10 protein-coding genes are annotated in these 9,434 nt (G+C 56.9%); 7 read left to right on the top strand and 3 right to left on the bottom strand.

What is annotated here, in order from left to right; all coding sequences use genetic code 11:
- Positions 1–2,763: RHS repeat-associated core domain-containing protein (locus U367_RS01000000129860; protein WP_032864134.1), on the top strand; the 2,763-nt coding region annotated here is incomplete at its 5' end.
- 7 nt (positions 2,764–2,770) lie between these two features.
- Positions 2,771–3,130 carry a hypothetical protein gene (locus U367_RS0104595; protein ID WP_028615877.1) on the top strand — a complete coding sequence of 120 codons (360 nt, stop codon included), beginning with the start codon at positions 2,771–2,773 and terminating at the stop codon, positions 3,128–3,130.
- Between the two features lie 126 nt (positions 3,131–3,256).
- On the opposite strand, the gene U367_RS0104590 is transcribed toward U367_RS0104595, so the two are convergent.
- On the bottom strand, positions 3,257–3,694 hold the full coding sequence (locus U367_RS0104590) for a DUF3995 domain-containing protein (RefSeq protein ID WP_028615876.1): 438 nt from the start codon (positions 3,692–3,694) through the stop codon (positions 3,257–3,259).
- 93 nt (positions 3,695–3,787) lie between these two features.
- On the opposite strand from U367_RS0104590, the gene U367_RS0104585 reads away from it, so the two are divergent.
- Entirely contained in the window at positions 3,788–4,177 is a 390-nt protein-coding gene (locus tag U367_RS0104585; protein ID WP_028615875.1) for a DUF2946 domain-containing protein, read from the top strand.
- 95 nt (positions 4,178–4,272) lie between these two features.
- Positions 4,273–6,399, top strand: a complete 2,127-nt coding sequence (locus U367_RS0104580; RefSeq protein ID WP_028615874.1) for a TonB-dependent receptor — start codon at positions 4,273–4,275, stop codon at positions 6,397–6,399.
- Positions 6,400–6,489: 90 nt separating this feature from the next.
- Here the strand turns inward: U367_RS0104580 and U367_RS0104575 are convergent, their stop codons facing one another.
- Entirely contained in the window at positions 6,490–7,506 is a 1,017-nt protein-coding gene (locus tag U367_RS0104575; protein WP_028615873.1) for an ABC transporter substrate-binding protein, read from the bottom strand.
- 133 nt (positions 7,507–7,639) lie between these two features.
- Positions 7,640–8,089, bottom strand: a complete 450-nt coding sequence (locus U367_RS0104570) for a hypothetical protein (RefSeq protein WP_174890956.1) — start codon at positions 8,087–8,089, stop codon at positions 7,640–7,642.
- A 417-nt stretch (positions 8,090–8,506) separates the two neighbouring features.
- Here U367_RS0104570 and U367_RS0104565 point away from each other — a divergent pair, with 417 nt between their 5' ends.
- The 3 genes from U367_RS0104565 to U367_RS0104555 all read left to right on the top strand — a co-directional run bounded on the left by U367_RS0104565 (position 8,507) and on the right by U367_RS0104555 (position 9,427).
- Positions 8,507–8,782 (top strand): hypothetical protein, encoded by a 276-nt coding sequence (locus U367_RS0104565; protein ID WP_028615871.1) that lies wholly within the window; start codon positions 8,507–8,509, stop codon positions 8,780–8,782.
- Positions 8,783–8,892: 110 nt separating this feature from the next.
- Positions 8,893–9,123 (top strand): hypothetical protein, encoded by a 231-nt coding sequence (locus U367_RS0104560; RefSeq protein WP_028615870.1) that lies wholly within the window; start codon positions 8,893–8,895, stop codon positions 9,121–9,123.
- Between the two features lie 67 nt (positions 9,124–9,190).
- Entirely contained in the window at positions 9,191–9,427 is a 237-nt protein-coding gene (locus tag U367_RS0104555) for a DUF2789 domain-containing protein (RefSeq protein ID WP_028615869.1), read from the top strand.
- Positions 9,428–9,434 lie beyond the last annotated feature (7 nt).

Below are 9,434 nucleotides of genomic sequence, written 5' to 3'. Positions count from 1 at the left end.
AACGCCGATGGCAGCCAGGAAGTCTATGTGCATGACCAGCGGGCGCGGCTGGTGCAGCGGGTGGATCCTGACGGTGCTGAGCACTTCAAATCCTACGATGAGAAAGGCCGGCTGACGGTTGAGCAAGATCCGTTGGGGGCGATCACGGCCTACCAGTACGACGAAGCTGGGCGTTTGGTGGCGTTGTTTCGGGGGAATGATGAGCCGACGACCTACGAGCATGACAATGGGTTCGTACGGGTTGTGCGGCGTGGTGAAGCGGTTTGGAAGTATGAGCGTAATGACCAGGGCGACGTTACGCGTAGGACCGATCCTGACGGCAACGCTACTGACTACAGCTACAACAAACGCGGACAACTGACGCAGGTTTGGCTGCCGGATCACAGCTGTCACCGACTGGTCTGGAATGAGCACGGGCAATTGCTTGAAGAGCAGTTGCCGAATGGCGGAGTCAAGCGCTACCGCTATGACGATCTCGGGCGAAAAATCAGCCTGGAAGACGAACACGGCGCGCTCACGCAATTTGAGTGGAACCACGTAGGACGATTAGTCCAAATCGTCTTGCCGAGCGGTGATACGCGTAAATATACCTACAACGCGTACGGAAAAATCACCTCCGAACGCGATGAACTCGGCCACGTCACTCGCTACGAATACGCCGATGGCCTGCACCTGATCAGCCGGCGCATCAACGCCGATGGCACTCAGATCAAATACCGTTACGACAATGTGCGGTTATTGCTGACCGAGATCGAAAATGAGGTGGGCGAAACCTACCGACTCCAGTATCACACCAATGGCCTGATCCAACAGGAAACCGGCTTTGACGGCCAGCGCACTGCTTACCTCTACGACCTCAACGGCAACCTGCAGGAAAAGACCGAGCATGGCGATGACGGTAGTCAGCTGGTTACCCACTACGAGCGCGATTATGTCGGACGGCTCGTAAGAAAAGCCCTGCCCGACGGCAACCATGTCGATTACACCTACGACCGTCAAGGCAATCTCCTAAGCGTCGAAGATGGCCACTGGGCGTTGGCCTACGAGTACGACAGCCAAAACCGTCTCACCGCCGAACACCAAGGCTGGGGCACGCTGCGCTATGGCTACGACGCCTGCGGCCAACTGCAAAACCTACGCCTGCCCGACAGCAATCGGGTGGCGTTCAACCACGGCAAAGGCGGCCACCTAGTCACCGTCGAACTGAACTGTGAAACCCTTACCTCCCACCTGTTCAAGGCCGGTCAGGAACACCAACGCCAACAAGGCCAACTGATCAGCCACTACCACTACGACGATCAACAACGCCTGCACGCCCACGCCGTTACCCAACAGCAACACACCCTCTACCAACGCCACTACGACTACGACAAATCCGGCAACCTCACCCGCCTGCTCGACACCCACAAAGGCGACCACCACTACCACTACGATCCGCTAAACCGCCTCACCCGGGCCAACCACTCGCAAGGCGAGCAAGAACGCTTCGGCCACGACCCCGCCGGCAACCTGCTCATGCAAAACCGCCCCGGCCCCGACATCGTGGCCGGCAACCGCCTGATGATCCAAGGCGACCACCATTACGACTACGACGCCTTCGGCAACCTTATCCGCGAACGGCGTGGCAAAGGCCATCAACTCGTTACTGAATACCGCTACGACTGCCAGCACCGCCTGATCGGCATCAAAAAACCCAACGGCCAGACCGCCAGCTATCGCTACGACCCGTTTGGGCGGCGCATCAGCAAGACCGTTGATAGCACAACTACCGAGTTTTTCTGGCAAGGCGACAGACTCATCGCCGAACACCAGACGGATCGCCACCGCAGTTACCTCTACGAGCCCGACAGCTTCCGGCCATTGGCGCTGCTGGAAGGCTTTGGTCCAAAGGAAACCAAGCCCTACCACTACCAACTCGACCACCTCGGCACCCCGCAGGAACTCACCGATACCAACGGCGAAATCGTCTGGTCCGCGCACTACCGCGCCTACGGCGAAATCAGCCGTCTCGACATAGGAAAAGTGGACAATCCGCTTCGTTTCCAAGGCCAATACTTCGACCAAGAAAGTGGGCTGCACTACAACCGTCATCGCTACTACAATCCGGATATTGGTCGATACCTGACACCGGACCCGGTGAAACTGGCGGGTGGGATCAATGCGTACCAGTACGCACCTAATCCTACCGGATGGGTTGACCCGTTAGGATTGAGCTCATGTCCTGGTGGAGATGGTTGCAAACAAGGCGCCATCTCTCAACGCTCTTCGCCAAGCGTCAACGACGGAGAGCCCACTTTACCGCAACTGACGCGTGCTAAGCGTCAGGAAAGAATTGATGAGCTTGCTGAGGCGAACGCATATAGGCGCCTAGACGAATTGGAGAAGGCGACGCCAGGAGCACACTTTCTAGAGAAACACGGAGCACAGACTACACTCGCGTCTCAACTCGAACGTTTGAACACCGCAAGAAACCCGACGACAGGAACTATTGAGCGTTACACATCTGGGCCGAACGTAGGGGAACCTAAATATCCGCCCGCCGCAACGCATTATCTCAGCCACAGGGATCAGTTAAACTCGATATATAGAGCCCAGCTTATTTTTAGAAGAAATGGACTCGCAGCATCGTTACAACCAATGGACATGGGCAAAATAATTGGTGAAGGATATTCCAGAACCAGTATGGAATATAGTCAGCAGCGTAAAGCAAGAGTGATATTAAATAACCAAGGTAAACCGAAAACCGCATACACAGAGAAATGACTAAAAAATGACAAACAAGCCGAGCATGTCAATAATCCGTGGACTACTGTTCACCTACGACATTGAAAACACGGATGACTTTGAGCGAGAAAAACTCATCGCATCAAAAGACATAAATAACGAGAAAGAACTCACCGAGCTTCTTGATGAATTGACCAAGCCAGAATTTTTAGATTACAGCAGGGCCGAGCAAGAGTGGTTCATTACGTCGATCACACACTACCTAGCTATAAATGATGACTTTGATGAAGTTTTTAAAAATATGGCAACCTACTTCAGCGCGCCTGTAACTGACCAGAGAAAATTCATACAAATTCTTTTGACTTGTTTAGAGCGGTACTACAACACGACCAAGTCTAAAAGTTGAAAGCGAGCGCCCGAGCCCATTTACAGCAACCCCGCTCGCCAAGGCAAATGAGTCCCTTATGGCGAGCGGACCGAACAGGCCTGTTTTTCTTCTTCTAGCTTTTTACAAACGCTGCGTTAGCCCCCCTCACCCCCACGCCACCACCAACAACCCCACCCCCAACACCAGACACAACGGTGAATAAAAATACGTATCCAACCTCGCAAACCGCGAACCACCGACCTTCTTGAAAAGCCCCACCAACTCCGAATCCCCAATCGCCCTGGCAAACATCACCACCGAAATCGCGCTGATCCCCCATTGCAAGGCCCCGTGGGACACCGCCGAGAAATACAGCCCGGCACGCAAACACACCATCAGCGCAATGCCCACCAACCCCAGGGCAACCAGAAACGTAGCCAGCGCCGAGGGTTTGAACGCAGGTTTCGGCCCACGCGCGAATTCGCCGGGCAGTTGGGGGATAGCGGCCTGGAAGCCGAGTTTGCCGCCCGCAGCCCAGTACAAATGCACCATGCTGATGAAGGTGAAAATGCCGACAATCCATCGTGCGACAACAAAGCTCATGGCTGGCTCTCCCGTAAAAGGTGCGAAAGAGGATAGTCGCCTGGTGATTTTTTGCAGGCATTTCGTCGGCGGCTGATGGTAAAGTGCCGCCCCATGAAAATCGCCCGTGCCGACCGCTCGCTCATTGCCTGGATGCTTTATTGCTGCGTCCTGTTCAATGTGTTCGCCTGCAGTATCGGTCATGGGCAGATGGTCGGGATGCAGCTCAATGGCATCGGCGGCCAGTTTTGTACAGTGGACCCGCGCACCCAGGCGCCCAAGCCGTCCAACTCCACTGAACGTAACCTGCCAACGCTGTCCAAGGCGTTTGGTTGCCCGCTGTGTTCCACAGGCGGCATGGGCCCAGCGCTGAGTTCAAGCCTGAATGTGGCGGTGTTGCCACAGCCCCATGCGCCACCGCCGGCCATTGTCCTGGCTGCTGACATCCCTGCCCGCTTCACCTGGCCTGCGGCTAATCCGCGCGCACCGCCTGTTTTCGCCTGATTCCTTCGCTTTCCGATCTGCACTGACCACCGTTTCCGCAAGGAAGTACGGGCGGTTGTGCGTTGTTTTCAAGCCAAGTTTTTCAGGATTCAACCATGAAACATCTACCCCTGTTGGCGGGCCTATTCGGCTGCCTGCCCGTCTGCGCCTGGGCCCTTGAATTGGCTCCCACCACCATTGATGGCGAACAAACCGCCGAGCCTGGCCTGGCCCTGGATCAATCAAGCGGCATGGCCTCGCGCTTGGGCTTGAGTGTGCGCGAAACCCCGGCGTCGGTGGCTATCGCCAACCGCAATGACATCGAGCGCCGCGGCGCCAAGACCTTCCGCGACGCCGCCAACACCTTGCCTGGCGTCAATGCCAGCGCCCCGCCAGGATTTGGCGGGTTTGTCTCCTACCGTGGCTTTACCAGCAGCCAGATCACCCAGATGTTCAACGGGATCAATGTGGCGACCGGCCTGGCCCGGCCGGTGGATGCATGGATCTATGACCGGGTGGAGCTGGTAGGCGGCCCCTCCTCCTTGATCAACGGTGCCGGCTCCGTGGGCGGTTCGCTCAACTACGTGACCAAACTGGCCACCCGCGAGGAACAGGCCGCCGAAGGCCAGCTCACCTATGGCAGCTATGACACCGCCGGCATGGCGTTTGGTGTCAATCACGCCCTGACCGAACCCGGCGCCGATGTGCAGCACTACGCGCGCCTGGATGTAAGCCGCAACACCAATCACAGCTACATCGACCGCGACCAGCGCGAGGCCTGGAGCCTGGCGTTTTCCCTGCTCAGCGACCTCACGCCCAACCTGTCTCACACCCTGGCGCTGGAATACCAGGATGAGCATGAAGACAGTCCCTACTGGGGCACGCCGGTGCTCAACCCCAAGGTGGGCGAGCTGAAGATCGACAAGCACAACCGCTTCAACAACTACAACGTTGCTGACGGTCGCTACGAACAGCGCACGATCTGGGCGCGCTCGATCATCGACTACCGCCTCAACGACAGCACCAGCCTGAAAAACACCCTCTACCACCTGGACAGCCAACGCGATTACCGCAACCTGGAAACCTATCAGTACAACGCCGACAACAGCGCGGTGAACCGCTCGACGGCCTATCAGGTACGTCATCAAGGCGAACAGAACGGCAACCAGTTCGAACTGCGCCACGATGACAGTATGTTCGGATTGTCGACCACGTGGTCTGGCGGTTCCGAATACAAGGTCAACAGCACCACCAATACCCCATGGAATGTGCCAGGCAACAGTACAGTGAATCCAGACAACTTCGATCCCGGGCACTTCTACGACATCCCGCGAACCCGCGAGAAGTTCGGCAAGGACAAGACCAACGAGGTCACCACCAAAGCTGTGTTCGTGGAGAACCGCCTGGGGCTCACCGACAAACTTTCGCTGCTTACCGGCCTGCGTTACGACGCTATCGACCTGGACGTCACCAACCACCGTGCGATCACCGCGACCAATCCCCGCCACTTCAAGCGCAGCTGGGAGCCGGTAACCGGCCGCGTCGGCCTGACTTACCAGTTCATCCCGTCGGCCAATGTGTATGTGCAATACAGCACCGCCGCCGAGCAGCCGAACACCACCACGCAAGTGTTTGATGTTTCGACGGGCAAACAGTGGGAAGTGGGCAGCAAGTTCGATTACCTGGACGGCCGTGGCTCGGCCACCGTGGCCGCGTACAAGATCGAGCGTAAGGATTTTGCCGTGACCGATCCGCAGGACCCGACTAACAGCATTCCGGTCGGCGCACAGTCATCCAAAGGCATCGAGTTGGCCAGTTCGTTACGCATCACGCCAAGGTTGCTGGCGGAGGGTAACTTCGCCTGGGTCGACGCCGAGTACGACGACTTCAACGAGAAAATCGCCAGTGGCGCGGTGGTCTCACGCAAAGGCAATACGCCAACCAACGTGCCCAAGCGCGTGGGGAACCTGTGGCTGACCTATGATTTTGCCGAGGATTGGCAAGGGGGCGTGGATGCGCGTTATGTGGCCGAGGTGTACGCAGATAACGCCAACACCCAGACGGTGCCGGCCTACACGCTGTTCGGCACGTTCCTGCGCTACAAAGTGGACTCGCATACCTCGGTGACGGGCCGGGTACGCAACTTGACGAATGAGGTGTATGCCGAGTTTGCGCATGTGTCGCCTGCTTACTACCTGGGTGCGCCAAGGACATTCGAGCTGGCAGTACAAACCAGGTTCTAAACACCTGAACGCAGGAGCCCGGCTTGCCGGCGATGGCGTCCGATAAACACCATCGCCGGCAAGCCGGGCTCCTACAGTACATGCGCACTGTTATTTCAGACTGGCTTCAACCTTCTGCGCCACATCCTCGGTCAACCAAGCCTTCCACACCTGCGGATGTTCCTTCAGAAACACCTGGGCCACTTCCCGTGGCGCCGAGTGGTTTTCACTCATGGTCGCCAAGGCTTTGTTCAGCGGCTCAATCGGAAACTCGACCTTCTCAAAGAACTGCGCAATCTGCGGATGCTCCTTCTGGAACGGCGTCGACACCCCGATGCTCAACTTGGATGCCAGCGAGCGTGTTGGTTTTGGATCAGGATTATCCGCATCCGTAAGCGTCTTCCACGCCTCGGCATCAAACGGTGGCTCTTCCAGCTGGATCAACTTGTAGCGCCCCATCAACGGCGTCGGCGACCAGTAGTAGAACAGCACCGGTTTGCCCCGGCGGATCGACGAAGCGATCTCGGCATCCAGTGCCGCGCCCGAGCCACTGCGGAAGTTCACATAACTGTCGTCCAGACCGTAGGCCTTGAGCTTCTGTTTGTTGACCACTTCCGAGGTCCAGCCGATAGGGCTGTTGAGAAAGCGCCCCTTGCCCGGGGATTCCGGGTCCTTGAAGACGTCCTTGTAGCGCGCCAGGTCCTTCACGCTCTTGAGTTCCGGCGCGAGAGGCTTGATGCCTTTGGCTGGGTCGCCCTTGACCACGTATTCCGGCACCCACCAACCTTCGGTTGCGCCTTTGACCGTATCGCCCAGGCCGACCACTTTACCTTCGGCTTCAGCCTTGACCCACACCGGGCTGCGGCCGGCCCACTCTTCGCCGATCACTTGGATGTCGTTCTTCGCTAGGGCGGTTTCCAGGGTGATGGTGGTGCCCGGTAAGGTGTCGGTCGGTAAGTCGTAGCCCTTTTCGACAATCACCCGAAGTACCTCGGTGATCAGGCTGCCGCTTTCCCAGTTCAAATCGGCAAAGTGTATCGGCGTCTCGGCGGCCGAAACCGGCAGTGCGGCCACGGACAGACTCAAGGCTGTCACGGATGCAGCCAACAGCGTTCTCAATCCTTTCATGCCCTTGCACCTCGCGATATCGCAGCAGACAGCGGACGGCTTTGCTGCGTAAGCGCGAAGCCTCTGAATAGTTAAGTCAACTCAACTGTAGTAGAGGTTCCGGGAGATAACGGGTGTTCGCGGAATTTGATGGTTATTCGCTGGCCTTGAAAGTCACCAGTTCACCCTTGCGCCATTTGGCGGCCTTGCCGGTCACGGCTTTCAGGGTCTTGGTCAGGCCTTCCTGCAGTTGCTCGTTGGCGGCAAACACCAGCATCACGCTGTGGCCTTCCTTGAACACAATGCCCTGGCCTTCGGCCGAGGAGACAAAGGCGTAGTCACCCAGGCCATAGACGGTCAACTTGATATCGCGGAACTTCAGTTCGAATTTGCCACCTTCACGGCTGGGCAATACCGCTGCGCGGAAGTGATCGCCAACTTTGAGTTCCAGGCGGGGCTTGTCGTCCACGACCAACGCCGCCTCGGTGTCGATCTCGGCGATGTAGATACCTTCCGGCGTCTGCTCAGTAATGTAAACGAAACGGGACTGAAACTGTTTGACCAACTTTGCGCGCAAATCACCCAGCACGAACAACGCGTGCATATCCAGATTACTGACTGCCAAGGAAACGCCCCCACATCAAAAAGAGCGCTGTCCGCCAGAGCGGGCAGCACAAAAAAACGGCCATTACGGCACGATCACATCACTCATTCTTTGAAAAAAACTGAAGAAGAACCCACTGCCGCGCCATAAGACCAGTACAGACGTACGCGATGGACCTTGTGCAAGGTCATCAGGCACCACAGGAGATCACAGGTTCAACGGCCAGAGAATACGGACCGACCCACTTCAGAGAATAACCCAGTTAAAAATGCAGTTTTCCGACACGCAAGCGCAAATAAGCACGCTGTCATGGAACCAGGCGCAGATCGCCGACGACAATACTAAAACAGCAGCACCAATCAAAACCACCCAAAACGTTGCAATCAAGTCAACCGGAGCGATCGAAAGGAGCAGGCCATGCAACGATCAACCTACAATGCGATGTCTTCGCACACCCGTTCATCATGCCAGGGCGAGGCTCAATACTACCGCTTGGGCGGCTTCGAGGGGTACTCGGACCCGGTTCTTTACCAGGTTGTACCTGCCGGTAAAAACTTCTTCCACATCCGTGAAGTGCTCAGCGGCCAAATAAAAGGCTTTCGCAGCGGCCATGTCAAGGCTTGTGAACTGGCCAAGAAACTAGAAGCCCAGTTGCAAGCTCACCATGGAGCGGTCGTTTCGTCCGCCCGATAACTTAACTGCGCCGCCGACCCGCAACAACTGCCATACTGGCCCGTCCACTGAAGTTTGTGCCCTGCGGGCCAGGTTTCTCCAGTGCAGTTATCTCCAAGGGAAGGCTCTACGTGACGGAATTTGATATCGGCGAATTTTTCATCCATGGCGACGCAAGGGAAGTAGACGGTGAGTTTCAAGCAGTGATCATTATGCGGGCCAAGCCTCCGCTGACCACTGTCACCACCCATCAGGTGGAAAAAGACCGCTGGTTCAAAACCGTCGACGCGGCTGCCATCGCCGCCAAGGACGCCGCCAAGGCGCTAAAGACTGCCGTGGACGACGGGGCCCTGAATTCCTGAGATCCGATAGAACTCTGCTGCGCCACAACCCTCCCATGCATAACGACCACCCTGCATGGAGAACCAAATGGACGCGCCAATCCCCACCCTTGAAACCCTGTTTGAACAATTGGGCCTGGATTCAACCCCAGACGCCATCGATGCGTTTATCGTTGCCCATCCATTGCCTGAAGACGTGAAGCTCATCGATGCACCGTTCTGGTCGGCGCAACAAGCGAGTTTTCTCAAGGAAGAGCTTCGCGACGATGCCGAATGGGCGATTGCCGTGGATGAACTTAACCAACGCCTGCATCAAGCGAACTGAGTCGGCG

Source organism: Pseudomonas canadensis (assembly GCF_000503215.1).
In the GTDB taxonomy this organism is placed as follows: domain Bacteria; phylum Pseudomonadota; class Gammaproteobacteria; order Pseudomonadales; family Pseudomonadaceae; genus Aquipseudomonas; species Aquipseudomonas canadensis.
The sequence above is the reverse complement of the archived record's forward strand: the minus strand, read 5'-3'. Positions and strand labels throughout refer to the sequence as shown.